Raw genomic sequence first — 25,205 nt, 5'->3', positions numbered from 1 at the left:
AGTTTTACGAGGAGAGTGAGAATGGCCACTATTACGTCTGCTGGTGCGGGTTCTGGACTGGAATTAGAGAAAGTCATTGCTGCTAGTGTTGATGCCAAAACGGCACAACTGATGGGGCCCATCACCACCAAGAAGACCAACACTCAGGTCACTCTCTCTGGCGTAGGGCAGTTGAAGTCCGCCATTGCTTCGTTCGTGACAACACTAAAGGCCATGGCGAAAGACGATGCATTCAACAAGCGTTCTATCAACGTTACTCAGGATAAGGACAAACCCGTACTCAAGGTGGAGAGCAAGGAGGGCGCATCCAACGGGCAATATGATGTCAGTGTCGAACAATTGGCGAAGACTAGTAAATTTGACGGTACCTTCGACTCATCGACGACCCCGCTTATCACTCAAGACGGGAAACTGACCTTCAAAGCTGGCGACAAAACTTTTGATGTTGATGTCAAGGCGGGGGATTCGTTGCAGTCCATCCGAAAGCGTATAAACAATGACTCTAGTAACTTTGGTCTCAGCGTCAACATCATGAATACCTCAGATGGTAAATCCAAGCTGATGATTGATTCCGGAGTAAGTGGTAGCGGTAAGGATTTACAGATCACTGGTAGTACTACCGAGTTGACCGATAATCTCGTGTCCAAGCTGACCCAGCGCCAAGATGCTCAGGATGCGAAGATAACTGTTGACGGCAATACACTGACCAGTGCTACCAATACCTTTGATGGCACAATTGTCGGGCTAAAACTGACTGTATTACGGGAGTCGGATAGCACAACCTCTACCGATGCCAGCGGTAATCCGGTCAAGACCTACAGCTCGAACAAGGTTGACGTAACCACCGACAAAGCTGGCATCAAGGACATGGTCAAAAGCTTTGTCGACGGTTACAACGCAATGGTTAAGAAAAGCAATGAGCTTGGCAAGCGCAACTCTATTGTGGCAGGGAAGAGCCAGAATGATGGTGGCGCTCTGGCGGGTGATGCAACGACGCGTGCCGTGGTCAATATGATGAATGGCATTATCACCGAGCCCTCGCAAAAGTCCTCCACTTACTCAACGATTTTCCAGATGGGTATAAAGATGGATAACAAGGGGGTATTGTCTATTGACGATACCAAGTTCAACGAGGCCATCGACAAGAATTTCGATCAGGTAGTGGCAGTTTTTGGCGGCAAGAATGGGGTTGCTGACAAGCTAACCAGTCAGCTTGAGACTTATTCTAAGACCGGAGGACTGCTAGCAAAACGTGAGGATACGCTTAATTCTGAGCTACGTGATGTTAACCGTAAACAATCAGACGTTAATGCACAGGTTTTGAAATATGAAGAGAGTTTGCGATCTCGTTACGGTAGTCTAGATGCTCTATTGGCGAAAATGAATAAGTCAGCTTCATATTTGAGTATTATCAATTCCAAAAGTTCCTCATAATGATATTTATGTAATGCCGAGTTGGGGTAGATTATTATGTCGTTTAAAAACATCAAAGCATACACAACTCAGAATCTTCAGGCTGAAATGGCTGTGGCGGATTCGTACCGGGTTATTCAGTTAATGATGCAGGGATTGATCGAGCGTTTAGCTCAGTCGAAAGGTGCGATAGAGCGTAGAGATTTCGAAGCAAAATCTGCTGCCATTTCTAAATGCATGGCACTGCTTAATGGTTTACAGGATGCACTGGATCTTTCTTATGGTAAAGTGCCAGAGGATTTATTTTCACTCTATGATTACATGAAAATTCGTTTGCTTGATGCTAGTCGACATATGAATGTTGCCCCTTTGGATGAAGTTAGTCAACTTATGCTGACAATTAAGAGTGGCTGGGATGCCATACCTTCAGAAGATCGGAAAAAAGCGTTAACTAAGCAGGCATCGCAATGAATGATGTGCATAAGTTGCATCAATTGACGCTGGATATTATCGAGGCACTTGCTACCGGTAATTTACAATATGCCAATAGTCTTGCTGATGAACGCCTATTGTTATTAGAGTCTCTTTGTATGAAAGATAAATATAGTCCAGAGTTAGTTGTTGCTGTTAAGTCAGTTCTCGTCCTAGATGAATGTTTGTCTTTACGTGTACAGTCTGAAATGAGTGATATTCAACGACGTTTGGTTGAGATTATGGCAGCTGGCAAAGTAGCTCAATTATATACTCTACACTCAAAATAAATGGACGTTCTTATGGATATGAATGAAGGTATAGATTTTCTTGAGACGGAAATATTAAGGTTGAATCGCCAGAAAGAACAAGAGGCTGCAATGGTTGAGGTGCTTCCTGTTAGATTTGAGCGTAATCTAGATGCATTCAGAAAATACATCCCTGCTATTTATGAGCAATTTTTTGATTATGAGCCAAAGAGTAAGCTTGAATTTTTTTGTAATGAAAATGGGATACCAAATTTATTGTGGGGGAATAGTGTAAATCCATTTTATGGGGTTGACCCATATTTTGATTGTAAGCAACAGATAGAGCGTACATTAAGTAATGGTAATTCTATTCAAACACTAGGCTTTGCGATAGAAGATAATCCATTGGAATTTATACATCTGGATTTTATGAATGATATGATGAAAAAACAGATGTCTGCTTATAACCAATTACCTAAATTAAGCTCAGTTGGTAGCGAGATTCCTCTGATGCTAATGTATGGTGTCGGGCTAGGGTATCAGATTTCATATTTATATGAACGATGCTTGCCAAGCGTATTTTTTATTATAGAACCTGATCTTGATCTTTTTTATGCGTCACTATTTACATTTGATTGGTTTGATTTTCTTGATTTCCTTCACAAGGAAAACTTACATGTTCATATATTTATAGGTCAAAATAAAGATGAAATAATTTTAGATATTGCTGCCGCATCTGTGAAATATGGTTCTTATTTATCTGCAGCTACAGTTGGATTTTGGCATTATAAAAGCAACGATATATTTGATTTAATACAGAGAACAAAGCAAGAGTTTTTTGTTTTATCAAGTGGTTGGGGTTTTTTTGATGACAATATAATAGCGATGTCTCATACAATTGCTAACATAAGGAAAAATATCCCTTTTTTACTAAAGGATAAAATTATTGATAATCGATGGAAAGATATTCCATTATTTATCGTAGGTAATGGTCCTTCTCTTGATTTTGCACTAGAGACATTGAAAAAATATCAGGATGGTGTTGTAATATTAAGTTGTGGTAGTGCATTATCTGCTTTGCACCGTGCTGGTATTAAACCAGATATTCATGTGCAAGTTGAGAGGACAAAGCTTGTTCCTGACTCTCATAAAATATTGAACGATGATGAGTACTTAAAAGACATCTTATTTTTAAGTGTTGATGTGATCCACCCAGATTGCGCTGAACAATTTGATCGTGTTGGTTTGGCCTTCAAAGGATTTGAACCTGGATTGTCTTTTATTGGTATGAATTGTCCCGTAGCAACTCAGCGAGATATTTTGAAGTCTGCTAATCCTCTCGTGGGCAATACTGGGTTAGCTACAGCATGTCGACTTGGATTTAATAATATATATTTATTTGGCATAGATAATGGATTTAAACGTGATAGTCATCACCATTCAAAATTTAGCTTTTATTTTGATGACAAAGGATTGCCAAAAGAAAAGTTATCAACACAGATCATAAAAAAAAGCAATCATCTGTTGCCTGGTAATTTTGGTGGTAACGTAGAAACCACTAATATGATGCGGCATTCAAAAAAAGTTATGGAAAGACTAATCGCAATTTATAAGGGTTGTAATATTTATAATTGCTCAGATGGTGCTAGGATTGATGGAACGATTCCTCTGCCACACAATAATTTGGCATTAGAAAATGAACGCTTAGACAAACATGCATTAATAAATCATATTATAGAAGATCTCTATGAGCCAATGGGGATTGATGTTGATTCATTAGCTGTAAAACTTAGGGTTGATTTATTTAATGACTTCGTTGATAAATTTATATTGGCTTGGAGTAAAACATTTAATACTAGGCAGGAAATAATATCATGTATGTTAGCTAGCTATGATAATCTGAAGGTTTTATCTATATATGGTTATGAATACATATATAGAACTCTAGTTGGTTCACTTAATTACTCTTTTGCTGTTATTTTATCTACACTATATAAGTTTGAGTTTTCAGAGACTTTGCTGATAGTTGTTAATGAAATGATAGAGAGTATGGTGTTTTATTTTGACGAGATGAAAAATAAATATAAAAAAACTCTTGACAGTGTTGATGTAAAGAATCATGGTCTATTTGATTAGATCTAGTTTGATTGTGCGTTGTTTCCCAGATCAGTCATCAAGTGTAGTGGTCAACTAAATCCGGTAATGCCTCCGATCGGTTGAGCTGATATGATGGGTGCTTTTGAGACTCATAGCTTCATGGCATCCATCACCGTTCACTGTCCTCGTTGCAACTCTGACCACGTATATCGCCATGTTAAGAACCCTGCCGGCCATGTTCGCTATCGTTGCCCCGTCTGTCCGCAGGTGTTTCAGCTCACCTACACCTATGAAGCCCGCAAGCCTGGCGTCAAAGACAAGATTGTTGATATGGCGTTCAACGGTTCAGGTGTCCGTGATACTGCTCGCGTCCTCAAGATTGGCATCAACACCGTCATACGGGCCCTAAAAAACTCACCCCAAGGCAAGTAACCTCCGAAAAGGTGGTGCTCGATGACGTTTATCTGTGAACTCGATGAGCAATGGGCGTATGTAGGTAACAAAAATAATGCAGACAGATGCGTATTCCGGCGAAGTTGAACAGCCATTCCGGCCAACGTGAACACCCTGATCCTTAACGCGCTCACGTCATCCCGTTTCTAACTCGACTGTTCAGATTGGGTCAACTCACTTCTCCTCTTTCTCATCGATTCTCCCTTCAGTGACAGCCGGTGAGCGTTGTGCATCAGCCGGTCCAGGATCGCATCTGCCAGGGTGTTGTCACCCAAGCTCGCGTACCACTCTTCAGTTGGCAGCTGACTGACTACTACCGTCGAGTATTTCCCGTACCGATCATCCATGATCTCCAGCAGGGCGTTGCGCTGCTCGGCATTCACCGCTTCCAGTCCCCAGTCATCGAGGACCAGTAGCTCTATCCTGGCCAGTTGACCCAGCAGTCTGGCGTAACTGCCATCTACCTTGGCCTGGCTCAGCTCAAGTAGCAGACGCGGCAGCCGGTAGTAACGAGTGCTATGCCCTTGCTGACAGGCTTGGTAGCCCAGCGCACAAGCCAGGTAGGTTTTTCCACAGCCACAGGGGCCGGTAATGAGCAGGTTCTGGCCTCGGCGCAGCCACTCTCCTTGGGCCAGGTTTGCAACCTGTGACCGCTCCAGGTTGCGTGCAGACTGGTAGTCCACCTCTTGCACCGTGGCTTGGAGTTTGAGCCGCGCCTGCTTGACTAGCCGAGCTTGTTTACGTTGCTCCCGGCTCAGTTGTTCGTGTTCGACCAGCAGGCTTAGACGCTCGATGAAGGGCAGCCCTTCGTAGGTACTGGCCTGTTCCAGTTGTTGTTGCACTGCATCCGCCATGCCGGTCAGTTTCAGGTTTCTCAGGCGGGTCAGGGTTTGTTGGGTCATGGGGCGTATCCTCTTTAGTGGAAGCTCTGGGGGCCACGGATGTTCTCGTGCTCTTGCGGTAACTCTGGGTAGCTCAGCGGGCTTTCGGGCAGTTGGTCGCGGCCACTGGTCAGCACCGACTTGAGCTGTTTGAGTCGCACCAGTCCTTCCCGATTAGCCAACTGACAGCAGGCCTCGACCCGTGATGGCGGATACTCCCGGCTAAGACTCAGTAGCCCCAGGCAGAGTCGGTATGCCTGCTCGACATGGGCTTTCTCTTCCAGCCGTTCGCTCACCCAGCACAAGGTGCCCGGTCCGATATCAGCAGCCCACTGCTTGAGACGGCCTGGCGTCCAGCGTTGCTGCTTGCTGTGGCGTTCCGGCATGTGCTCCGGGATCGTGCTCATCCCCGGGATGGTTTTACGCGGATGGCTCGCGACCAGCTGTTGCTGGTGATAGACCTGAAGCAAAGTGTCGCCAGCATGGAGCTCCAGTTGCTGGCCCACATACTGGTGTGGCACCGAGTAGTGGTGCTGCTCATAGCTGACGTGATAGTCGATGTTGACCTTGACCGTTTTGATGGCGACATAGCGATAGGGATGCACCGGCAGTGGTCCCAGCGCCGGGCGGTCCAACTGCTCAAACGCCTCGCGCCGGTTACCGGGCAGTTGCTTGAACGGGCGCTCGTTGAGTTCGTCCAGCAAGGCCCGGATGCACTGGTTGAGCTCGGCCAGCGAGAAAAAGGTCTGGTGGCGCAAGCGGGCGAGGATCCAGCGCTCGACGATCTGCACACCCACCTCAGCCTTGGCTTTATCCTTGGGCTTGTAAGGGCGAGCTGGCATCACTGCCACCTGATAGTGCTCGGCCAACTGCTGGTAGCTGGGGTTGAGCTCGGGATCGTATCGGCAAGCCTTGCTGACACCGCTTTTGAGGTTGTCGGGGATCAGCAGTGCAGGTGTACCGCCGAAAAACTCAAAGGCACGGACATGGCTTTGCAACCAGTCCGGCAGTGACTGTGACCAGGTAGCCTCGGCAAAGGTGTAGTTGGACGCACCAAGCACGGCGACAAAGATCTGGGCCTGACGGACCTCCCCCGTGGAGGGCGAGGCGATGGGCACCGTGGGCCCGCAGTAGTCGATAAAGAGCTTTTCCCCCGCCTTGTGGATCTGGCGCATGGAGCGCTTTTGCAACTGACACCAGGATTTGTAACGGTCGCAGAACTGGGAGTAGCTGTAACAGCTGTTGGGATAGCGCTGGGTGTACTCCTCCCAGAGCAGTTGTTTGGAGACCCCCTTACGCTTGAGCTCCTGATGGACAGAGGGCCAATCCGGTACAACATGGCGGGCCGAGATGGTGGTATCGGCCTGCGGATAGAACAGGGCCGCCAGTTGGCCATCATCAAGCTGGCTAGGTAAGGGCCAGGTCAGGCCGAGCGTCTGGGCACTTTTGAGGAGTTTCTGGATGGAGCCAACGCTGACCTTGGTGCAGCAACTTATCTGGCGAACAGAGAGGTCAGCTTCCAGCCGCAGTCGCAGCACTTCACGAATTTTACGCATTGCAATCCTCTTGGCAGACATAGGCTCTTCCCTGGCAAAAGGGAGAGCGTATCAAAGGTTGTTAAATCAATGCGTTAAGGATGATTCCGGTGAATGTGAACAGTGATTCCGGGATGTTGAACACTGTTTCCGGAAAGGAGGAGCAAAGTGTTCAGGTTGAGCCGGAATGAGCGTTCACATTGGTCCGGAAATGGTGTTCACGTTGAACCGGAATCGGTGTTCATGATCGGCCGGAATATGCAGACAGACCTGGATAACTACCTGGAACACTACAACACCCAGCGGGCACATCAGGGCAGGATGATGGAGGGTCAAACCCCCTACAGCATGTTCAAGAAGGGTCTGAAATTGATACCGAAGGAAGTGCGCACTAAAGTAGCGTAAACAAGACACCGGTTTGAGGCCGGTGTCAGGTGATAACTAGATCTGTACAGAAAGGCACCATTTCAACTGATTGGAGGCATTACCCATAATTTAATTGGTTGATGTGTCATGGGTTTTTAACTTACCTAAAAGAATTAATGAAGTCCAACCGTAAGACATCAAAAAATGCTCTTTTCTTTCACCCTCAATGCAATATCCATTTTTTAAAAACGCTTTTATGGAACCTAAGTTTTCTTTATAAGCACCAGCAGTGACCTTATGTAGCTCTAGTTTTGAAAAACAATAATTAGTGGCTAAATTGATTGCTTCTGTTGCTACACCTTTTCCCCAATAATCCTTATCACCAATTAAAATCCCTAACTCAGCTCTGCGATGTATTTCATCGATGGCAGATAGTTTTAGATTTCCTATATGTTTGTTTTTTTTGTTATCTATAATAGCCATCAGTATATCTATATCATCGTTGATTAGATAATGGTGACGCAGTTTCTCGATGTCCCAATTAATTAGTCGTGCTTCTAGATAGCGATTAGTATCGGGGTCATTCAACCATGAGCAATATGTCTCATTAATATCAGAAAGCAAAAGCTTTCTGAGGGTTATGTTATTACCTTGAATTGGATTGTATTTCAGGGAAACTAAATCAGTCATATATTACCACTCATATCACCATCATGTTATAAATAGGTCTTGTTTCACACTATATGAAATCATCCATACTAACAGCTTTGCCTCGATGTATGTTGTGATGAGTCTTCTTTCCAAGTATTTGCGATAAGACTCCAGGGGGTAATCCATAACCTGGCCGGATCCGTCGAATGTGTTCCGGCTTTATGGTGGTGCCCGCAGGAATGTCGGTAACAAAATACAAAGAACGACGAAATCTCATATTTGCCTGTTCAGCTTGGTTATTACCACTTTCTCCTGACCCCAAAGCTTGCCAACAGAGTTTTGCTTGGCTGCATAGTTCTTTCAGTTCATGTGGTTCAAGGGAAAACTCGGCATCCGGACCACCATCAGATCGATCAAGTGTCAGGTGTTTCTCGATAGCCACAGCTCCCAATGCTATTGCCAGCTGAGCGGCGGTATTACCCAGAGTGTGATCAGATAGACCAACGGGTATTGAAAAGGTCTCAGCCAATCGGGTGATCCGCTTGAGATTGATATCGGCAATAGGAGTGGGATAGCCGCTGACACAATGAAGAAGCAGGATCTGTGGGCAACCATTTTCACGCAAAACGGCTAGGGCTTGGGCAATCTCATCTTGAGTAGACATACCAGAAGAGATAATGACCGGCTTTCCTTTTTGAGCTATATAGCGGATCAGGGGAAGGTCAGTGACCTCGAATGAGGCAATTTTGTACGCAGGAGTACCTAACTCTTCAAGAAAATCGACCGCACTCTCGTCAAACGGGGTGGAAAAGATAGTCAATCCGCGTGACTTTGCCCGCTCGAAGATAGGTTGGTGCCATTCCCAGGGGGTATGGGCCAAGTTATAGAGCTCGTAAAGGGTATGGCCATCCCACAAACCGCCCTGAATATGAAAATCTGGCAGATCACAGTCGATTGTCATGGTGTCGGCGGTATAGGTTTGCAGCTTGATAGCATCAGCACCCGCATTGGCTGCTGCATCTACGAGTGCTAAGGCTCTTGCCAGTTGACCATTATGGTTTCCTGAGAGTTCGGCGATGATATATGGGGGCATATTTAAGCCAATCACACGGTCATTGATAGTAAAATTATTCATAATGGATACCTCTAAAAACACCATTAAGTGGATGGTTTTTTTTGTATGCGAACATGTGCGTCTATATATCCAGATAATCTCATCGATGGGTGCGAGAAAGTCAACCTATAATCACCAATGTCAATATATGCTGGAGGATAGCCATCAACATCTAAGATCCTGATTTGGTCAAAAATATACTCAATATTATAATTCATATCTAGTCTACTTTGCTCCTTGCTCCTTCTCTTAAATGTTACAACATCCCCATCTTGGGGTTGTGGAATGGGTAGTTCAACCAGTAAGCTATTCATCATAGAGATTATAGTTTTATATATTCTGCGAAAAACCTCTTCACCTCCACCGAGAAGAGATACTTCTTTTCGCAGATATACCGGGCCAGCATCTAACTGTTTTGTCATTTTAAGAGCCACAACTTGAGTAGCTTTATGCTGATTCAATACCATATTCTGTATGGGACTGCCGCCTCTGCCATAGGGTAAAGGGGTGCTATGAAAACATATACATATGAATTCTTCTATGTACTCATCAGGAACAACCCAAGACCAATGTGGAAAGAAAATTAAATCGATATCTTTTTTCGATAGCAATAATAAATCATCTGGAGATTTGAAAATACAACTTGCATTATTAATCAGTTCAGGTGATATCTCATTGAGTTGATGCCAAAAATTGGCACTTTTACAAGCAATTGCATACTTCATTTAAAATGCCCTCGATTTAATTATTTCAAAAGCTTCTGAATAATTAAACCCAGCTTGAGAACCTCTGGTTTTATTAAGGTTTTCGATGGAGAGAATAGACCTTGGATGCGGTGTGTCTCTCATTTCCATTAAATAGCATTCTAATGCTTTAACCTTTTTAGAGATAAAGGAGTCAATATTTACAAATAAATTTGGACTAAATGGTTTAATTCCCCACTCTGTTGAGGATGCAACCTCATAAGCCCTAATCTCTTGCCATATTTCATTAGGTTGAGGCCGAAAGGCAATTAGTGTTGCCTCATGGACTCGCCTATGATCTATATTAAGGTCAGCAGATGAATGAGTATATATAACATCTGGTGAAATAGTTATTTTGGTTTCTTCTATATATTTTGCTAAGTCTAACAGTGGTATGGTATCAAGCATATTATCTGGATATTGTCCCTTTCGAACCCATGTAAAACCAAGGATGTTAGCTGCCATGTCAGATGCTATTTCTCTATCACGAGATAAAATGTCATGGTCTTGAATATTATCTCTTGAACTAATACCATTGGTAAATGATAATCCGTAAACTCTATCACCTTGGCTAATATGCTTTGCAATGGTTCCACCACAACCAATGGTTTCATCATCTGGGTGTGCGGATATCACTAAGATAGTTTTTTTATTATGTGTCATTCTCTATTTCCTTCCTTAGGATTGACATTTCAATAATGCCATCCTTTATGCTATCTTCAGTAAAATTATTTTTATAATATAAGCTTAAAGCCCTGTGGTTTGTAATTTTAACGCTTAATTTTAGCTTTTCAAATTTAGCAATATTAAACGCTATATGTTTTGCTGCAGATAAAATATGTTGACCAAATCCAGACCATTTATCACTTGGATGTCTATAAATATCTAACCAAGCTTCTTTTTTTATCCAATTTATCTCACGTAAAGCAGTAGAACCGAAAATTATGCCTTCATAAAATATTGCATAGTTAATATCAAATGGTTTGTTTATTTGTGATTTGATGAATTTAAAATGGGATGACTTTGATATTCTCTTTGTATTAATCATCTCCTTACGTACGCTAATCTTATTCCTAATAGATAATACTTTAATTTTGTCGGCTGTTGACAGTTGAGTAAATGGTACTAGTGTGAACTCATTATAATTTAAAACAGTTGACATTCTATAATAATCAAAAATAAGCTTAGAGAGTTGAGTTGCACCATCACATAGATTGTATTTCTTCATTCTTTCAATGTAACCACATCTTACATTATGATTATTTATATTTGACAGTCTTGAGTATATATTATTGGTTATATTTTTATGATTCCAGTCATCCACCACTTCAAATAAGTTATAATGAGACATGTTATCCAATTGTAAGGATTGATTGTTGGCGGTTTTTATAATTATGGATGGTAGCAAGCATGCAATAAGCTCAAAAATAGTTTGTCCTGCTGCGCAAATAGATATATCGCATTGACGCATCAATTCGGCCATTTTATTGGCGCTAATGTGTGAGTAGTAGGTACAGTTATGGTAAGGTTCGCTGTGTGATTTTGCTATGATATGTAATTGTGCGCTAGGGTATGCTTCTCTAAGTATATCTATTATACGGGGGGTGATGTTTATAATATCTGTTCCACCGATCATAATTAGAATGTTGTTGATAATAGAGTTTGATATTTTATTTTTAGTAGTAAGAAATTCTGGCCGAATTGGTTGCCAATATGAACCCATTAGCCAATAGGATGAACTTTTAATAAAAGGAGTTGAGTTTGATTGTGGATGTATTACAATTCCATTTGGATACGGTAGACGAAAAGTGTCATCGAGATATATTGTTATTCTGAATGATGATGATATTTTTCTTAGCTGCGCTAATGATGTGCAGTAACTATCTATCAGCGCAATATCTAGACTAAATGACCCGGTAGTATTTTCGTATTGCCATCGTTTCCATATGACAGTTTTATTATCGATAAACTGCTTTGCAATTGAATCTCCATCAATCACCCACTGAACCTTGCCACCTAGTTTTTCCCATGCAGTAGCATATGAAGAACATCTACTTAGGTGTCCTAATCCTCTCTGCTGATCACCTTCTGTAAAAATCCACATCGTAATCATTCAGCGCACCTTGAATACAGGCTGGATCTGTTTGCCATCAAGTTCTGCGGTAAGGGTTTTGTCGTGATCGTGAGCAATGAGTTTTGGCAGTATGTCGCGATAGGCGGCCAGCAAAGCGGCCACATCCTGTTCGCTGTGGGCCAGATTCATATTGTGACTGCCAAGGGTGAGGATCCCTCGCTTGCACAACTCCTGGATCAGATAGCTCTTGAGAAGCCAGGTAGAGTGGTTTACTGAATCCGCAACCAGCAGAAAGCTCCAGCTCGGATGTCCGGCGGCTTGCAGCCAAGCTGGGGCATCGATCTCTTTTAGCAAGCTATCGAGCCCATCCAGTACCTGTTGTCCCCGCTCTGCAAGCCTCTTTGGTACATCCAGTCGCCGCATCTTTTTGATGACGGCGTTGGCCGCAGCGAGGGCAATTACATCCCCGCCGAAGGTGCCGGAGAAGAAGATATCTTCCATCCGTTTCATATATTGGCGGCGGCCAACAACGGCGGAAATCGGGAAACCATTGGCCATGCCTTTGCCGAACGCAGCAAGATCCGGCGTCACACCAAAGAGGCTCTGTGCCCCGCCCAAGTGGTAGCGAAAACCGGTAATGGTCTCATCAAAGATGAGTAGTGCGCCATGGGCATCGCAGAGTTGGCGCAGACCAGGCAGAAAATCCGGGGTTGGCCAGGTTACATTCATCGGTTCCAGAATGACGGCGGCAAACTCGCCCGGGTGAGCTTCCAGCAGGCACTGCAGCGAGGCAAGATCGTTGTAGTCAAATCTGTGGGTCAGCTCTCTCACGCACTCGGGGACTCCCAAATGGCGGGTGGTTGAGCCGATGTACCAGTCTTGCCAGCCATGATAGCCACAGACGGCTACCCGCTCGCGGCCTGTGACTGCTCTGGAGAGCCTGATACAGGCTGAGGTGGCATCAGTCCCGTTTTTGCCAAAGCGAACCATTTCGGCGCAGGGGATGAGCTCAATGAGCTGTTCAGCGACTTCAGTTTCCAGCCGGTGGGGAAGGGAGAATATCGAGCCAAGACTGAGTTGCTCCATTACCGCTTCATTCACATCCGGATCGCAATATCCAAGACTGATGGCCAGTAGGCCGCTGGCAAAATCAAGATACTCGTTGCCATCTACATCCCAAACATGCGCCCCGTTGCCGCGCTCGATAAAGAGTGGGGCGGCGCCATAGGGGAAACAGAGGCGACTTTTGGAGAAGGTTTGGGAGCCGAGTGGAATGCTCTGTTCCGCCCGTGCCGAGAGAGCAAGTGAATGTTGATAACGTGAGGTCATATATGATTCTCCTTGGCCAGCGAATTAGCCAATCCTTCGTTGCGCTTGTGCCGGGTATTAAGTGTCGTCAGCTCCGGCTGCTGCGCCAGCAGGGCGAGGATATCGTCGGTCGTAAAGGTTGGGTCGGCAGGATAGAGAGCCTGATAAATTCGCTCTACTAGTTCAAAGTCGGCAGGCTCATCGACAGTCCAGCGCAGGTGGGCCAGCGAAGGCGAGCGCTGCAGTTCGCCGATAGAAAACTGTTCGGAATGACAGCGAACGTAATAGGTGACATGTTCCCGCTCGGTCTGCGTGGCGGCCTTTTCCTGCAAGGTTGCCAGAGTCGCTCCACTCATGATCTCGGCATCCAGCCCATCCGGATAACTGGGATTGCCGCAGTTGCTGCTGTAGTCGAACTTGCCCGAGAGATGGAGGGCTATCAGCTCGTCTATTACCATAGGGTCAGCCAGTGGGCAGTCACCGGTGAGACGCACAACATGGGTCGGACTGTAGGGTTGAGCCGCCAGATAGAAACGCAGCAACACATCGTCAAGAGGACCGCAGAAACAGGGGATATTCAACCTCTCGCACAGCTCTGCAATAGCGCGATCTTCCGGCTGATCGCTGGTGGCAACCAACAGTTTGTCCAGCAGCTTGCTCTGTTGCAGTCGTTCAATCTGTCTTGCCAGCATGGGTTCGCCCAGCAGTTCCTTTAGTACCTTGTTGGGCAGGCGGGAAGAACTGGTTCTGGCCTGCAGAATACCCAAGATCATCGTGTTCTCCAGAGTCCGGGGTTGATAAGTTCCTGTTCCATAGACGCCAGGTGTGCGATATCGGCCTCGTAGCACTCGTGCTGTACTTGACTGGCCGCAACGATGGCGGCCAGCTCTTGGGCATGGCAAACACCGACAACAAAGCGGCTTACCTGTGGTAGGGCTGTCATGATGGAGAGGGCTCTGCCAAGCGGGGCCACCGAGGAATGCCAGTGGTCAAACCGTTCAAGTGCGGTAGCGAAACGCTGAAAATAGTCAGGTCGCTGCGCTGGTTGCATCAATAACAGACCCTGTAAAAAGAGCGAGCGAACATGGATTTCACACCCCATATCTACCAGTTTGTCGAGCCATCCAGTGCGTAAAAAGCGTTGATCGAGCAAATTGGCAGGTAATTGTACCAGTTCCAGAGGATAGCCAGCTGCGCTCCAGGTATCGAGCTCCTCCGGGGAGTAGACGGAGATCCCGAGTTTTCCGATCGCGCCCTGTTGCTGCAAATCGGTGAGTAACTCGAACAAGGCAGGTGAGGCATCTTGGCTACGGTGCAGCAGCAAACCATCGAGCCGTTTTCGCCCCAGCAAATGCAAGCTGTTGTTGAGCGCTGCCTTGACATCGGACAGCGGTAGCCCTGGTGCCAGCTTGTCGATGAGAGTGAAGCCGGTGATATCTCTTTGCCCCAGCCTCTGCTCGGCATTGCCATAGGCTTGCGCCGTATCCAGGGTATCGATACCTGCTTGATGAGCTAACGCAATGATCGCGTCGAGTTCCTCATCACTGACTTGTCCGTCGTGATTGCTGATCCCGTAATCCAGACCGAATTGCACTGTGCCCAGAGCTAGCCGCATAGAGCCTGCTCCAGCGCATCTACGACCTGTTGCTGCTCTGAAAGAGTCAGAGCCGGGAACAGTGGAAGAGAGATTGCTCCCTGATAGTAGGCTTGTGCGCCCGGATAGTCTGCTGGGTCATGTCCCAACCCACGGTAGTAGGGTTGGGCAGGGATAGGAATATAGTGAACGTTGACGCCAATGCCGGCAGCACGCAGGCGGGCAAACACCTGATCGCGTTCAGCCACCTGAATGACATAGAGGTGATAACCGCTCTGGCGATTATTACTCTGCTGCAACGGCTGGACTGGCAAGAGGGATAACAGCGCGTCATATCGCCTGGCAAGTTCACGACGCTGAGTAATGAACTGATCAAGACGGCTCAACTGACTAAGCCCGAGTGCCGCCTGAATGTCGGTCAAGCGATAGTTGAAGCCCAGAAGTTGTTGCTCGTAATACCATTCTCCGGGAGAGGGCATGAACAGCGCTTGAGGATCGCGAGTTATCCCGTGGCTGCGATATAGCCGCAATTTGGCTGCGAGTTCCGGATCCCTAGTGGTGATGGCGCCTCCTTCTGCGGTCGTAATCGGTTTGACAGGATGAAAGCTGAAGACCGTCATATCGCTGTGACGGCAACTACCGATAGGTGACCCTTGATAGTGGGCACCCAGTGCATGGCAGGCATCCTCGATCAGAACGATTCCGTACTGGCGACAGAGCGCACCGATCTCTTCGAGATCGAAGGGCTGTCCGGCCAGATGTACAGCAATCAGCGCTTTTGGAAGGGAGTGGGTGCGCATAGCTTGCTGCAGTTTCTTATCCAGTGCCACTACATCGAGGTTACCGGTAGCAGGGGCAACGTCGACAAAATCAACGTTGGCATTGCAGTAGCGAACGCAGTTCGCCGAGGCAACAAAACTGACCGCAGAAACCCAAACTGTATCTTGGGCGCCAATATCCAGTACTGCGCAGGCCAGATGAAGCGCAGTGGTGCCGTTACTGCAAGCAACCACATGCGGCACTTGGCAGTAATCGGCCAGTCCTTGTTCGAAAGCAGGAACGGCTTGGCCTTGGGTCAGATAATCAGATTTCAGTACGGCAACGACGGCTTCTATATCGGCATCGCTGATCGATTGGCGGCCATAAGGGATCATTCGGACAATACCTGCTGGTTCATGCTCTTTAGTTCGGCTATCGACAGAAAGTGCTGATTATTTAGGGAATTGTATTCAAAGCCCGGTGCAACCAGTGTGGCTGTTTCACCCAGAGCATTAACGCTGAAATCATTGTTGCGGCTGGTGAAGCTGATGCTGGGGGCAATCACGTAGTAATCATTGAATTCATAAGTGTGGAAAGAGTCGTCAGCCGGACACATCACCTCGTGCAGCTTCTCCCCCGCACGGATGCCGATGATCTCCTGCTTAAGGGTCGGAGCCATGGCTGCCGCCAGATCGGTGATCTTGACCGACGGAATTTTCGGCACGAACAATTCGCCTCCGCGCATACGCTGGAAGTTGCTAAGAACAAAATCTACGCCTTGCTGCAAGGTCAGCCAGAAGCGGGTCATCTCGGGGTGGGTGATAGGTAGCGTACTGGCGCCGCTCTTGATCAGATTGTCGAAGAAGGGAACTACTGAGCCCCTTGAGCCGACCACGTTGCCATAACGTACCACCGAGAAGATGGTCGGGTTCTTGCCCGCCATATTGTTGGCGGCGACAAAGAGCTTGTCAGAACAGAGCTTGGTTGCCCCGTAAAGGTTGATCGGGTTGGCAGCCTTGTCGGTCGAGAGTGCAATGACCTTCTGCACGCCATTGTTGAGAGCGGCCTTGATGACGTTTTCGGCTCCTCCAACGTTGGTCTTGATGCACTCCATCGGGTTGTATTCGGCAGCTGGCACTTGCTTGAGCGCAGCGGCATGCACCACAAAGTCGACGTCGCGCATCGCCATGTCGAGGCGCTCGGCATCGCGAACATCGCCGATAAAATAGCGCATGCAGGGATGGTTGAAACGCTGCTGCATTTCAAACTGCTTGAGCTCATCACGGGAGTAGACGATCAGTCGTGCGGGTTGGTAGCGGGATAGCACGGTTGCAATGAATTTCTTGCCAAATGACCCCGTGCCACCGGTAACCAGGATTGTTTTTCCATTAAACATGACGGTGTCCCATGATGAAGATTGGTATCTATGGAATTCTAAAGCACTTTTTATGCCATTTGCAGACGTAAATTGGAAGGCGTGATCTGAATGGCTGTTTTTTGGCTATTTGTTGCTGCGTTGGGCAATGGCTCGGCAAACCTGCTCCACTGCATTGAGGGCTCTCGGGGTGAAACGGTGCAGCTCATCTGAGTTGATCAGCATCAGTCGGTGATGTTTCACCGCATCAAGGTTTGGCCACTGCTGCCAGTGACTCAGTGCGTCAGGATCTTGACTCCCAGCCAGGATCAGAGCGGGGTTGGCCCTGATGACCTGTTCAATATTCAGCTGAGGATAGGGTGTTCTGGCATTGCTCATGACGTTGACTCCACCGCAGAGCTCGATGGCCTGAGCAGGCCAGGCGTTGCCGCTCACGCTGGTGAGCGGCGGGTACCAGAGTTGGTAGAACACCTTGACGCCGGTTGGTTGGCCATAGCGCTGTTGTAGCTCATGCAGGCGCGCCAGATAGCGATCGGCGGCCTCGTTAGCACTCTTTTCCACACCCAGCAATTTGCCCAGCGCCCGCATCTCGGTGGCCAGCGAGGCAAAATCGGTAGGCTCAGAGTAGAAAACCGGGATACCCAGCTGCTCCAGCGGGGCCAGCATGCGAGACTGGGCCGAGCGCCAGCCGAGGATCAAGTCCGGCTTTTGCGCCAGCAGGGCCTCCACATTGATGCTGCGATAATTGGCTACCTTGGGCTTGGTTTTCACCTCGGCGGGATAATCGGAGGCATCGTCGATGGCGACCAGCTTGTCACCGGCACCGATGTCATAAAGCAGCTCGGTAAGATGGGGCACCACGCTCACCACCCGGCTCGGAGTGGCTGCCTGCAGCGCACCGGGCAACCAGGCCATCAGCACGCAGGGCAGCCAGATAGGCAAGCGCAACAAACTACCCATGAAATAACCCCGCTACCGTGACAACCAGCGCCAGTATCAACCAGCCCCAGCCGCACCCTTGCAGAATGTTGAGCACCTTGCGCGGTGTCTCGCTATCTGGTTCAGCACCACTGCCGATGACGGGCCAACGCTGGAGAGCCCCCTGATAGTAGCGAGGGCCACCAAGGCGGATCCGGCACTTGTCTACCAGCAGAGTGAGCAGCATCCCCATGGCGGGATAGGGCCAGAGCGCGCCACTGCGCAGCAGCTGTGCTGCCTGTTTGAGACGGCTTGCCAGCAGTGGCAGCCCCAGCAGCAAAATGACGGAGGCATTGAGCCCCTGATACAGTGCGCTGGCGGCGCGACCAAAGTGGTCGAAGGCGGGATCTTTGCGACTCCAGCTCAGGTTCATCAGTTGCACCAGCCGCCAGAGCAGGGCGCCCTGTACGCCAGCCAGGGCAAATCCCAGCAGCGGGCCAGCCCATTGGCCGACCAGACGCAGGGCGCAGCTCTCCGTCACCGCTTTGGCGAGCCCCATGGCCGAGAGTTTGCCGGTCTCCCGTTTGAGCCAAGGGGCAGACTGCAATCTTGCCAGCGGCAGGGTCTCCTGCGTGGCGAGCGATCGGGTGGCATGGGCGAGTTCGCGCAGCGGGCGGGATTCGAGCATCAGCAGCAGGAACAGTAGGTCGAAGATCGGCTCGCTCAGGGCCAGATTACGCAGCGACCAGAGCCCGGCAGCGCAGGGGAGCCAGACTACCAGCATTGCCAGCAGTCCGGCCTGCATTTGTTGGCCGGGTGAACCATCAGGTCTGTGTACCTTGTGCCCAAGCCGGGTCAGCAGGGGCGTGACGGCCGAAAGACGCAGATGGGATGGCCACGGGATCACCGTCTCCAGCAGGGCAGCCCCCACCAGAATGGCCGCCATCGTCGAGAGGAGGGCGTCGGCCATCAAATCAAGCGAGCCGGTCTCGATCACAGCTTGCCGAGCATCTTGATGATCACTTCGGCGGAGTGTTTACCCGCGACTTCAATAAAGGCATCGAAGGATTCAACCTGTTCCTTGCCGGCGATATCGGACATGGCACGCACCACCAGATAGGGCACCTTGAACATGTGGCACACCTGACCGATGGCGGCACCTTCCATCTCGACCGCCAGCATCTGCGGGAAATCGGCGCGAGCCTTGGCGATGGCGTCCGGTTTGCACATGAACTGATCGCCGGTGCAGATAAGGCCGACCTTGGTCTGGTGCTTGCCCTGCTCGGCGATGCAATCCTGAGCGACCGCGATGAGTTTCTCGTCGCAGGGGAAGGCGGCGGGTTGCTGCGCCATCTGGCCCATCTCGTAACCAAAGGCGGTCACGTCCACATCGTGGAAACGCATCTCGCTGGCAATCACCACATCACCGATGTGCAGATCCTGGGCAAAGCCGCCCGCAGAGCCGGTATTGATGACGCAGTCGGGGGCGAATTTTTCCAGCAGCAGGCTGGTGGCCACGCTGGCGGCGACCTTACCGATACCGGAGCGGGTCAGGATCACCTCTTTGCCTGCCAGCATCCCTTGATAGAACTCGCAACCGCCCAGTTGCAGGGTGGTGGGGTTGCTCATCTGGCTGCGCAGCAGGGCTACTTCTTGCTCCATGGCGCCGATAATACCTACTTTCATTGCTGACCTCGTCTTGATAGCCGTGTGGCTGAATTTAAGTTGCTGTAGATCATAACAAAAGATGGCGTCGGCGCCGAGAGGCGCAAGCGAAAGGAGAGATGAAACGCGGCGCTCCATATGGGAGCGCCGCGGGTGACAAAAAGCATTGATGAGGCGCGGTGAGGGCCTTTAGCCGAGCGCTGTATCGAGGGTCATCATCAGGGCAAAGCCTGCCATCAGGCCGAGGGTGGCATAGGTCTGGTGACCGTTGCGGTGAGTCTCAGGGATCACCTCGTGCGAGACCACAAACAGCATGGCGCCGGCGGCGAGCCCAAGTCCGATGGGGTAGGCGATGGTAAGGCCGCTGGAGAGCCCCACTCCGAGCAGGGCGCCAACCGGTTCGAGCAGGCCGCTGGCGATGGCAACCAGCACAGCCACCGAGGGGCGAAAACCGGCGGCGCACATGGCCAGCGCCACCGCCAGCCCTTCCGGAATATCCTGCAGTGCGATGGCGGTGGTGAGCGGCAGCCCCACCGACATATCCCCCTGCGAGAAGCTGACCCCGATGGCCATCCCCTCCGGCAGGTTGTGCAGGGCGATGGCAAAGACGAACAGCCAGACCCGGGAGCAGCTCTCATGGCCGGGGCCGCAGGGGCCGGTTTTGTCATGTTCGTGCGGGGTGAACTGATCCAGCCCCAACATCAACAGCACCCCGAGGGTCATGCCGACCACCACCACGGCGGCGGCACTGAAGCCGTTGCCAGTGATCTCCTCGGCGGCCTCCAGCCCCGGCAACAGCAGGGAGAAGGCACTGGCCGCCAGCATCATGCCGGCGGCAAAGCCCAGCATGGTGTCCTCTACCTTTTGCGGCACCGAGCGCAGAAACAAGGCGGGCAGGGCGCCGATGGCGGTGGCGGCAAACCCGGCAGCACCACCGATCAGGCCGTAGCGCACGCCGCTGGTTACCTCGCCGGTAGCAAGCATGATGAGACTCTGCAACAGCAGCAACAAGACCGCAGCCAGCGCGATAAAGAGGCCGAGAGCGGTGAGCGGGCGGCTTTGCATCTGGCTGCGCAGTTGCTGTGACCAGGATAACGGAGGAAGAGCTGAGAGATGGTCCATGGCATGACCTCGAGTGTGCAAAGTGGATGGTGGCATTACATCCACTTGGCCGTCCCTTGTCCATGTTTGCAAGACGATTGCCGCTATCTGAAAATCTGGAAAGAGTTTATCCAGGCAAACACATGGGAACTCTTATCGGTAGCCAAAGGCGGGGGGCAAGAGGGGTTGTCTGCAAAATGGCTGAAGTGGATGTTGAGTGGCAAGTGGGGATGCATCGCGAACTCTTTTAAATCAGCTGTAGATGTCTGCCTTGGTGTTCGGATAACAGAAACAACAAAACCGGCTTGCGCCGGTTTTTTTATCTGTCTGCTCGAAGGCTGGCTTATTTGGCCAGAGACTCCGGCAGCTCTTCACGGATCTTGCCGAGCATCTCTTTCAGGACGCGCGGGTTGGCAACCACGATGTTGCCGGAGTTTTCGTAGTTGTGACCACCTACGAAGTCGGTGACGATGGCGCCAGCTTCTTTGGCCAGCAGTTCACCGGCAGCGGTGTCCCAAGGCTTGAGGCCGATTTCCCAGAAACCGTCGACACGACCGGCAGCCACATAGGCCAGATCCAGTGCGGCAGAGCCGGAGCGACGGATGTCGGCACATTCGATGAACATGCTCTGGAACATCTTCAGGTAAGGCTCGATGTGATGCTTCTGCTTGAACGGGAAGCCGGTCGCCAGCACGGTGCCAGCCAGCTCTTTGGCCTTGCCGACACGAATGCGGTAGCCGTTCAGCTGGGCGCCGCTACCACGGGTAGCAGTAAACAGTTCGTCACGGATGGGATCGTAAACAACGGCTTGTTCGGTTTTGCCTTTCACGCGCAGGGCGATGGAAACGGCAAAGTGCGGAATGCCTTTGACCAGGTTGGTCGTGCCATCCAGTGGGTCAATGATCCATTGGTAGTCCGGATTGGTACCGGCAATCTCACCAGACTCTTCAGCAACAATGCTGTGCTCCGGGTAAGATTTTTTGATGGTGTGAATGATGGCCGCTTCGGCTTCACGGTCAACGTTGGTCACGAAGTCATTGCTGCCTTTTTGGATAGCCTCAATGTTCTCAGGCTGGGAGAAGGCTTTTACTACAACTTGACCGGCGTTGCGCGCAGCGCGCACGGCGATATTCAGCATCGGATGCATAGGTTCACCACTGGATGTTAAAGAACGGGGGATAAAAGGACGCGGTATGATACCAGTATTTTGTGCGATGGCAACTGTTATCCCCCTACGACCAATTGATTACCACTGCCAGATTTGACGGCTCCAATATAGACCAGATCTGCGCTAGTCTTATCCCAGCAGCCGGATACAGGCTGTCATGAGCATAGGGATGTGAACCATGAATTTGTCATTAGTGAGTCAGAACGTGTCAGCGGCCAGCGAGGGACTGTTGGCCATCTTGCGGTCATCACCCGAGTATGGTGATCACTTTGCCCACATCACCGTGACCCCCCTGGCCCAGTGGCAACCGGCCAAGACGGAGGCGGCGATCCTGCTGATCGACGGCGATGCGCCCTGGCAGGATGCCGGATTTGCCCGGGGAGAGGACGAGACGATCGGTTTGTCGGTCTTGCCGCTGTTGATCCGCAAGGGAGACAAGGAGCTGACGGTCTGCGGGCCGGAGGTGCGTGACCCCCGTTTCTATTTTGTCTCAAACGGCATCGTGCTGGATGAGTCGGAGCTGGCCGAGCCAGCCTGCAGCCGGGTGCTGTTGCGCAAGCTGGAGTCCTACTTCCCGCTGCTTTCCCGCCTGATCATGCTGCGCCAGCGCAAGCCGGTCGCCGTGATCAACTAATATCTACCATTGCCAGAGCGCATCAGCGGCGCACCGTGGCCTTGTTTGGCCTACGGTGCGCCGCTTTTTAATGGTCTGGAGCCGGTCACTTGTTGCAAGATGAGGCGGCTATGGTGTTGCACCCTGTTCCCACCGTGCAATCTGGCTATGACCAACAAGGAGTGAATCATGATCGACTTTTACACCGCCGCGACCCCCAATGGTTTCAAAGTGGCGATCGCCCTCGAAGAGCTGGGTTTGCCCTATCGGGTCATTCCTCTCGATCTTTCGGCGCTGGATCAGAAGAAGCCCGAGTTTCTCGCCATCAACCCAAATGGCCGTATTCCGGCTATCGTCGATCGGGATAACGACGATTTCGCCGTATTCGAGTCGGGGGCCATCCTCATCTATCTGGCGGAGAAAGCAGGCAAGTTGCTGCCCGCTGATCCCAAACGCCGCTCTCAGGCCATCCAGTGGCTGATGTTCCAGATGGGCGGGGTAGGACCCATGATGGGGCAGGCCAATGTCTTCTACCGCTATTTCCCCGAGAAGATCCCCGCCGCCATCGAACGCTATCAGAAAGAGGGGCGCCGTCTATTCGAGGTGCTCGACAGCCATCTGGCCCATCACGAATATCTGGCGGACGAGTACAGCATCGCCGATATTGCCACCTGGCCCTGGGTGCGTATTTATGACTGGAGCGGCATCTCCATTGAGGGATTGCCCCATCTGCAAGCATGGATGGATCGCATGGCAGAGAAACCTGCCTGCCAGAAGGGGATCACCATACCGCCACGCAAGGAGCAGCCCGATGAGCTGATCAAGCAGGCGCAGCAGATGGTAACACGTTGATTTTTAACTGCGGACGGGGCGAAATGCCCCGTAATATTAGAAAAACTAAGGCAAGCCGATTATAAAGATTCGTTCGTTTTCTGTGAGCTGAATCACTATGATGCCCCCATACCACCAAGCGTCCTGTGCGGTGGCTTGGCGGGCTCCCCGCCTACTGTTTCCAACACTGTTTTTGATTGCATCACAGCCTCTGTGATCAGATTCCTCTGGGCCATTTTGTGCCAGAGGGGCGGCAGCATTTTTTCGATTTTTTGGGACTGATATGGATCGGCACAGTTTTTATCCGTTGTTTTTACTGACCATTCTGATGGTCGCTGTGGGCCAGATGACCCAGACCCTCTATGTCCCCTCCATTCCCATGATGGCGGGTGACTTCAATGTGGCCTCGGGCCAGTTGCAGGCGGTGATGGCCTGTTACCTGATCCCCTATGGCCTCTCCCAGTTTGTCTACGGGCCGCTGTCGGATCGCATCGGTCGTCGTCCGGTGCTGATCGTCGGCATGATGGTGTTTCTGGTAGGCTCCCTGATCATTCAGGTCATCCCCCATTTTGCCGCCCTGCTGGTGGGCAGCTTTATTCAGGGGCTGGGTACCGGTGCCGGTGGCGCCATGAGCCGTACCGTGATGCGGGATCGCTACAACGGCGCCGAGCTTAACCGCGCCAATAGTCTGGTGAGCATGGGGGTGATCTTCTCCCCGCTGCTGGCGCCAGTGCTGGGTGGCTGGCTGACCGAGCTGTTCAACTGGCGTGCCGGTTACTGGTTCCTGTTCGGTTTTGGTGCCGTAGCAACCCTGGCGATCATGGCCTGGTTTGGTGAGACTCTGCCTGCTGCTGCCCGTCAGCCGCTGCGCGTCGGTGCTGCCTATCGCCATGTGCTGGGCAATCCCAAGTTTCAGGGCAACCTGCTCTGCCTGATGGCGACCTTTGCCGGTTTGGCAGTGTTCGAGGCTGCGGCCGGTGTGCTGCTGGGCGATGTGCTGAAACTGAGCGCCCGTACCGTGAGCGTGCTGTTCGTGCTGCCGCTGCCCGGCTATCTGTTCGGGGCCTGGCTCTCTGCCAAGCTGAGCTTTCGTTTGACTCAGAGCAAGCTGATGCGCCTTGGCATCGCCTTTCTGGCGCTCGGCTCCCTCATCATTCTGGTGCCGGGGCTGTTCGGGGTGGTGAGTGCCGCCTCGCTGGTCGGTGGTGCGGCTGTCTACTTCATCGGTAGCGGTATTCTCTACCCGACCGCCACTTCCTGTGCCATCGAGCCCTTCCCGGGTCAGGCCGGTACCGCGGGTGCCATTCTCGGCGGGATGCAGAATCTGGGTGCCGGTGTGGTGACCCTGCTGGCGGCCGGTTTCCCGATGACCGGTCAGGTGACTCTGGGTGCCATCATGACCCTGATGGTGCTGATCGTGGCGCTGAGTTTTGTCTGGTTACGCCACCATGGCTCCCCCCACGAGCAGATGGCAATTTGATCTGCCGCTCTCTTTGCATCTGGAGCAAGCCCACCCTCAGCGGTGGGCTTTGTTTTATCCGGAGAACGGGCTAGGAGATCGCATTAGCTTGATGTAGTGATCGATGTTGTGAGGTTAATTCCGGAAAAGAAAAAGCCCGTCACGCTGGTGACGGGCTTTTGCTGTTGGTACCCCGAGATGCCGTTGCCGGTTTGGGCCCTTGAACCGTCGGTTCAAGGCGGGGATCGGATCTGACCGCAGGCTTCTCGGTCGTGCCGAGCATGCGCAATAGCCAGAAGGCAGATCCCCTGTTTGGTATGAATATCGGCTCGGGGACTTGAACCGGCTGACAAACATCCCAGGGAATT

Annotated in this window: 24 protein-coding genes, 1 other RNA gene and 2 pseudogenes; 9 read left to right on the top strand and 18 right to left on the bottom strand. The window is 50.5% G+C overall.

The features are described from left to right. The first annotated feature begins 21 nt into the window (after positions 1-21). From fliD to ACTG2G_RS21965, 5 genes and pseudogenes are all read left to right on the top strand, one after another. Positions 22-1,434, top strand: coding sequence for a flagellar filament capping protein FliD (gene fliD, locus ACTG2G_RS21985; protein ID WP_421385984.1), 1,413 nt, complete (start codon positions 22-24; stop codon positions 1,432-1,434). A gap of 36 nt (positions 1,435-1,470) precedes the next feature. Continuing rightward, positions 1,471-1,884, top strand: coding sequence for a flagellar export chaperone FliS (locus tag ACTG2G_RS21980; RefSeq protein WP_421385983.1), 414 nt, complete (start codon positions 1,471-1,473; stop codon positions 1,882-1,884). Further along, positions 1,881-2,174 carry a hypothetical protein gene (locus ACTG2G_RS21975; protein ID WP_421385982.1) on the top strand — a complete coding sequence of 98 codons (294 nt, stop codon included), beginning with the start codon at positions 1,881-1,883 and terminating at the stop codon, positions 2,172-2,174. Before ACTG2G_RS21980 ends, ACTG2G_RS21975 begins: the two co-directional genes overlap by 4 nt. A 12-nt stretch (positions 2,175-2,186) precedes the next feature. Next, the gene (locus ACTG2G_RS21970; protein WP_421385981.1) at positions 2,187-4,268 is read left to right on the top strand and encodes a motility associated factor glycosyltransferase family protein; all 2,082 of its coding nucleotides are present in this window, start codon (positions 2,187-2,189) and stop codon (positions 4,266-4,268) included. A gap of 97 nt (positions 4,269-4,365) precedes the next feature. Beyond that, a pseudogene (locus tag ACTG2G_RS21965) lies at positions 4,366-4,739 on the top strand (IS1 family transposase); the annotation flags it as partial. Positions 4,740-4,828: 89 nt separating this feature from the next. Here ACTG2G_RS21965 and istB read toward each other — a convergent pair. Beyond that, positions 4,829-5,584, bottom strand: a complete 756-nt coding sequence (istB, locus tag ACTG2G_RS21960) for an IS21-like element ISAs29 family helper ATPase IstB (protein WP_059296348.1) — start codon at positions 5,582-5,584, stop codon at positions 4,829-4,831. Positions 5,585-5,598: 14 nt separating this feature from the next. Beyond that, positions 5,599-7,140: an IS21 family transposase gene (istA, locus tag ACTG2G_RS21955; protein ID WP_059296349.1), complete on the bottom strand. Its 1,542-nt coding sequence runs from the start codon at positions 7,138-7,140 to the stop codon at positions 5,599-5,601. Positions 7,141-7,356: 216 nt separating this feature from the next. Here istA and ACTG2G_RS21950 point away from each other — a divergent pair. After that, a pseudogene (locus ACTG2G_RS21950) lies at positions 7,357-7,503 on the top strand (IS481 family transposase); the annotation flags it as partial. 90 nt (positions 7,504-7,593) lie between these two features. On the opposite strand, the gene ACTG2G_RS21945 reads toward ACTG2G_RS21950, so the two are convergent. From ACTG2G_RS21945 to suhB, 15 genes are all read right to left on the bottom strand, one after another. Then, positions 7,594-8,154 carry a GNAT family N-acetyltransferase gene (locus ACTG2G_RS21945; RefSeq protein WP_421385980.1) on the bottom strand — a complete coding sequence of 187 codons (561 nt, stop codon included), beginning with the start codon at positions 8,152-8,154 and terminating at the stop codon, positions 7,594-7,596. A gap of 49 nt (positions 8,155-8,203) precedes the next feature. Next, on the bottom strand, positions 8,204-9,250 hold the full coding sequence (gene pseI, locus ACTG2G_RS21940) for a pseudaminic acid synthase (RefSeq protein ID WP_421385979.1): 1,047 nt from the start codon (positions 9,248-9,250) through the stop codon (positions 8,204-8,206). A 23-nt stretch (positions 9,251-9,273) separates the two neighbouring features. Next, positions 9,274-9,954 carry a methionyl-tRNA formyltransferase gene (locus ACTG2G_RS21935; RefSeq protein ID WP_421385978.1) on the bottom strand — a complete coding sequence of 227 codons (681 nt, stop codon included), beginning with the start codon at positions 9,952-9,954 and terminating at the stop codon, positions 9,274-9,276. Beyond that, positions 9,955-10,635, bottom strand: coding sequence for a PIG-L deacetylase family protein (locus tag ACTG2G_RS21930; protein ID WP_421385977.1), 681 nt, complete (start codon positions 10,633-10,635; stop codon positions 9,955-9,957). It lies immediately after the preceding gene. Then, positions 10,625-12,085, bottom strand: coding sequence for a GNAT family N-acetyltransferase (locus tag ACTG2G_RS21925; RefSeq protein ID WP_421385976.1), 1,461 nt, complete (start codon positions 12,083-12,085; stop codon positions 10,625-10,627). Before ACTG2G_RS21925 ends, ACTG2G_RS21930 begins: the two co-directional genes overlap by 11 nt. Then, positions 12,086-13,375, bottom strand: coding sequence for an aminotransferase class III-fold pyridoxal phosphate-dependent enzyme (locus tag ACTG2G_RS21920; protein ID WP_421385975.1), 1,290 nt, complete (start codon positions 13,373-13,375; stop codon positions 12,086-12,088). Continuing rightward, a complete protein-coding gene (locus ACTG2G_RS21915) occupies positions 13,372-14,127 on the bottom strand; it encodes a cytidylyltransferase domain-containing protein (protein WP_421385974.1) in 756 nt (251 codons plus the stop codon). Before ACTG2G_RS21915 ends, ACTG2G_RS21920 begins: the two co-directional genes overlap by 4 nt. Then, complete coding sequence (locus ACTG2G_RS21910) at positions 14,124-14,969, bottom strand: aldo/keto reductase (RefSeq protein ID WP_421385973.1); 846 nt, start codon at positions 14,967-14,969, stop codon at positions 14,124-14,126. The genes ACTG2G_RS21915 and ACTG2G_RS21910 overlap by 4 nt, the downstream gene beginning before the upstream one ends. Further along, positions 14,960-16,102, bottom strand: a complete 1,143-nt coding sequence (pseC, locus tag ACTG2G_RS21905) for a UDP-4-amino-4,6-dideoxy-N-acetyl-beta-L-altrosamine transaminase (protein WP_421385972.1) — start codon at positions 16,100-16,102, stop codon at positions 14,960-14,962. The genes ACTG2G_RS21910 and pseC overlap by 10 nt, the downstream gene beginning before the upstream one ends. Next, the gene (gene pseB / locus ACTG2G_RS21900) at positions 16,099-17,103 is read right to left on the bottom strand and encodes a UDP-N-acetylglucosamine 4,6-dehydratase (inverting) (RefSeq protein WP_421385971.1); all 1,005 of its coding nucleotides are present in this window, start codon (positions 17,101-17,103) and stop codon (positions 16,099-16,101) included. The genes pseC and pseB overlap by 4 nt, the downstream gene beginning before the upstream one ends. Before the next feature lie 105 nt (positions 17,104-17,208). After that, a complete protein-coding gene (locus tag ACTG2G_RS21895) occupies positions 17,209-17,997 on the bottom strand; it encodes a cobalamin-binding protein (protein ID WP_421386042.1) in 789 nt (262 codons plus the stop codon). A 37-nt stretch (positions 17,998-18,034) separates the two neighbouring features. Then, complete coding sequence (locus ACTG2G_RS21890) at positions 18,035-18,997, bottom strand: cobalamin biosynthesis protein CobD/CbiB (protein ID WP_439985850.1); 963 nt, start codon at positions 18,995-18,997, stop codon at positions 18,035-18,037. Beyond that, a complete protein-coding gene (gene mtnN, locus ACTG2G_RS21885; protein WP_040067225.1) occupies positions 18,994-19,686 on the bottom strand; it encodes a 5'-methylthioadenosine/S-adenosylhomocysteine nucleosidase in 693 nt (230 codons plus the stop codon). The genes ACTG2G_RS21890 and mtnN overlap by 4 nt, the downstream gene beginning before the upstream one ends. A 168-nt stretch (positions 19,687-19,854) precedes the next feature. After that, positions 19,855-20,787: a ZIP family metal transporter gene (locus ACTG2G_RS21880; protein WP_247823030.1), complete on the bottom strand. Its 933-nt coding sequence runs from the start codon at positions 20,785-20,787 to the stop codon at positions 19,855-19,857. A gap of 322 nt (positions 20,788-21,109) precedes the next feature. Then, complete coding sequence (gene suhB, locus ACTG2G_RS21875) at positions 21,110-21,913, bottom strand: inositol-1-monophosphatase (protein ID WP_021230872.1); 804 nt, start codon at positions 21,911-21,913, stop codon at positions 21,110-21,112. Positions 21,914-22,112: 199 nt separating this feature from the next. Here suhB and ACTG2G_RS21870 point away from each other — a divergent pair, with 199 nt between their 5' ends. The 3 genes from ACTG2G_RS21870 to emrD all read left to right on the top strand — a co-directional run bounded on the left by ACTG2G_RS21870 (position 22,113) and on the right by emrD (position 24,858). Then, positions 22,113-22,568 (top strand): hypothetical protein, encoded by a 456-nt coding sequence (locus ACTG2G_RS21870; protein ID WP_439985849.1) that lies wholly within the window; start codon positions 22,113-22,115, stop codon positions 22,566-22,568. A 168-nt stretch (positions 22,569-22,736) separates the two neighbouring features. Continuing rightward, positions 22,737-23,399, top strand: coding sequence for a glutathione S-transferase family protein (locus tag ACTG2G_RS21865; protein WP_005333923.1), 663 nt, complete (start codon positions 22,737-22,739; stop codon positions 23,397-23,399). 262 nt (positions 23,400-23,661) lie between these two features. Further along, positions 23,662-24,858: a multidrug efflux MFS transporter EmrD gene (gene emrD / locus ACTG2G_RS21860; protein WP_439985848.1), complete on the top strand. Its 1,197-nt coding sequence runs from the start codon at positions 23,662-23,664 to the stop codon at positions 24,856-24,858. A 165-nt stretch (positions 24,859-25,023) separates the two neighbouring features. Here the strand turns inward: emrD and ssrS are convergent. Beyond that, a non-coding RNA gene (ssrS, locus tag ACTG2G_RS21855) (6S RNA) lies at positions 25,024-25,205 on the bottom strand.

Origin of the sequence: Aeromonas sp. 55A, assembly GCF_051919665.1 — a bacterium.
Taxonomy (GTDB): Bacteria; Pseudomonadota; Gammaproteobacteria; order Enterobacterales; family Aeromonadaceae; genus Aeromonas; species Aeromonas veronii.
The sequence above is the reverse complement of the archived record's forward strand: the minus strand, read 5'-3'. Positions and strand labels throughout refer to the sequence as shown.

Bases quoted from the DNA above. Each gene is read 5' to 3' on its own strand.
- ACTG2G_RS21910 (WP_421385973.1), bottom strand. From the start codon at position 14,969: ATGCGGCTAGCTCTGGGCACAGTGCAATTCGGTCTGGATTACGGGATC.
- mtnN (WP_040067225.1), bottom strand. From the start codon at position 19,686: ATGAAAGTAGGTATTATCGGCGCCATGGAGCAAGAAGTAGCCCTGCTG.
- ACTG2G_RS21975 (WP_421385982.1), top strand. From the start codon at position 1,881: ATGAATGATGTGCATAAGTTGCATCAATTGACGCTGGATATTATCGAG.
- ACTG2G_RS21945 (WP_421385980.1), bottom strand. From the start codon at position 8,154: ATGACTGATTTAGTTTCCCTGAAATACAATCCAATTCAAGGTAATAAC.
- ACTG2G_RS21880 (WP_247823030.1), bottom strand. From the start codon at position 20,787: ATGGACCATCTCTCAGCTCTTCCTCCGTTATCCTGGTCACAGCAACTG.
- ACTG2G_RS21970 (WP_421385981.1), top strand. From the start codon at position 2,187: ATGGATATGAATGAAGGTATAGATTTTCTTGAGACGGAAATATTAAGG.
- ACTG2G_RS21935 (WP_421385978.1), bottom strand. From the start codon at position 9,954: ATGAAGTATGCAATTGCTTGTAAAAGTGCCAATTTTTGGCATCAACTC.
- ACTG2G_RS21980 (WP_421385983.1), top strand. From the start codon at position 1,471: ATGTCGTTTAAAAACATCAAAGCATACACAACTCAGAATCTTCAGGCT.
- istB (WP_059296348.1), bottom strand. From the start codon at position 5,584: ATGACCCAACAAACCCTGACCCGCCTGAGAAACCTGAAACTGACCGGC.
- ACTG2G_RS21925 (WP_421385976.1), bottom strand. From the start codon at position 12,085: ATGATTACGATGTGGATTTTTACAGAAGGTGATCAGCAGAGAGGATTA.
- pseB (WP_421385971.1), bottom strand. From the start codon at position 17,103: ATGTTTAATGGAAAAACAATCCTGGTTACCGGTGGCACGGGGTCATTT.
- istA (WP_059296349.1), bottom strand. From the start codon at position 7,140: ATGTCTGCCAAGAGGATTGCAATGCGTAAAATTCGTGAAGTGCTGCGA.
- ACTG2G_RS21920 (WP_421385975.1), bottom strand. From the start codon at position 13,375: ATGACCTCACGTTATCAACATTCACTTGCTCTCTCGGCACGGGCGGAA.
- ACTG2G_RS21930 (WP_421385977.1), bottom strand. From the start codon at position 10,635: ATGACACATAATAAAAAAACTATCTTAGTGATATCCGCACACCCAGAT.
- suhB (WP_021230872.1), bottom strand. From the start codon at position 21,913: ATGCATCCGATGCTGAATATCGCCGTGCGCGCTGCGCGCAACGCCGGT.
- emrD (WP_439985848.1), top strand. From the start codon at position 23,662: ATGGATCGGCACAGTTTTTATCCGTTGTTTTTACTGACCATTCTGATG.
- ACTG2G_RS21870 (WP_439985849.1), top strand. From the start codon at position 22,113: ATGAATTTGTCATTAGTGAGTCAGAACGTGTCAGCGGCCAGCGAGGGA.
- ACTG2G_RS21895 (WP_421386042.1), bottom strand. From the start codon at position 17,997: ATGGCCTGGTTGCCCGGTGCGCTGCAGGCAGCCACTCCGAGCCGGGTG.
- fliD (WP_421385984.1), top strand. From the start codon at position 22: ATGGCCACTATTACGTCTGCTGGTGCGGGTTCTGGACTGGAATTAGAG.
- ACTG2G_RS21915 (WP_421385974.1), bottom strand. From the start codon at position 14,127: ATGATCTTGGGTATTCTGCAGGCCAGAACCAGTTCTTCCCGCCTGCCC.
- pseI (WP_421385979.1), bottom strand. From the start codon at position 9,250: ATGAATAATTTTACTATCAATGACCGTGTGATTGGCTTAAATATGCCC.
- ACTG2G_RS21865 (WP_005333923.1), top strand. From the start codon at position 22,737: ATGATCGACTTTTACACCGCCGCGACCCCCAATGGTTTCAAAGTGGCG.
- pseC (WP_421385972.1), bottom strand. From the start codon at position 16,102: ATGATCCCTTATGGCCGCCAATCGATCAGCGATGCCGATATAGAAGCC.